Below are 543 nucleotides of genomic sequence, written 5' to 3'. Positions count from 1 at the left end.
AGGGTGGTATTTCAAGGACGACTCCATCACATCTAGCGACGCAATTTCATAGTCTCCCACCTATCCTACACATGTAGGTTCAATGTTCAGTGCCAAGCTGTAGTAAAGGTTCACGGGGTCTTTCCGTCTAGCCGCGGGTACACTGCATCTTCACAGCGATTTCAATTTCACTGAGTCTCGGGTGGAGACAGCGTGGCCATCATTACGCCATTCGTGCAGGTCGGAACTTACCCGACAAGGAATTTCGCTACCAAGAGCTTCGTCCGAAGACTAACCCCATCAATTAACCTTCCGGCACCGGGCAGGCGTCACACCGTATACGTCATCTTACGATTTTGCACAGTGCTGTGTTTTTAATAAACAGTTGCAGCCACCTGGTATCTGCGACTCTCGTCTGCTCCATCCGCAAGGGACTTCACTGATAAGAGCGTACCTTCTCCCGAAGTTACGGTACCATTTTGCCTAGTTCCTTCACCCGAGTTCTCTCAAGCGCCTTGGTATTCTCTACCCGACCACCTGTGTCGGTTTGGGGTACGATTCCTT

1 rRNA gene is annotated in these 543 nt (G+C 50.6%); it reads right to left on the bottom strand.

The features are described from left to right. Positions 1–543: ribosomal RNA gene (locus tag M4I23_RS19705) — 23S ribosomal RNA — on the bottom strand; the annotation flags it as partial.

The organism is Algibacter sp. L4_22 (assembly GCF_023473045.1).
In the GTDB taxonomy this organism is placed as follows: Bacteria; Bacteroidota; Bacteroidia; order Flavobacteriales; family Flavobacteriaceae; genus Algibacter.
Note: the sequence above shows the minus strand (reverse complement) of the source record. Positions and strands in the feature narration are given on the sequence as shown.